Source organism: Bartonella sp. AA2SXKL (genome assembly GCF_042197205.1).
Classification (GTDB): Bacteria; Pseudomonadota; Alphaproteobacteria; order Rhizobiales; family Rhizobiaceae; genus Bartonella.
This window is the reverse complement of the sequence record NZ_JBHIRN010000204.1, coordinates 326-643: the sequence shown is the minus strand read 5'-3', so window position 1 is coordinate 643 and position 318 is coordinate 326. Positions and strand designations below refer to the sequence as shown.

The following is a 318-nucleotide window of genomic DNA, read 5'->3' as shown; positions in this document are numbered from 1 at the left end:
TAAAAGCAGAACCAACGGCAGTTATTGCCGAAATCAGTGTACCTACAAGAGTTAAAGCAAGACTGGCAACTGCGGAAGCAGCTGAGGCTAATGCTGAAAGCAGTGATCTTCCCAGAGTAGCAGAAAATCTAATAAAAGCTTTATCTGCTGCGACTATTTTTGAGAGCAGGGATTTTCCAAGGTTTACAGCCAGACCGGTAATTTTAGAACCAACGGAAGTGAAGGCCGCAAGCACTGGTCCTGAAAGAGCAAAAGCAAGCCTGATAAAAACTGCGCTTACTATGGCTAGTGATGTAAGCAGCCAGCCATTGATTTTGT

The 318-nt window shown here is 44.3% G+C and carries 1 pseudogene; it reads right to left on the bottom strand.

Annotated features, from left to right (window positions below):
- A pseudogene (locus ACFINS_RS10710) lies at positions 1-318 on the bottom strand (phage tail protein); the annotation flags it as partial.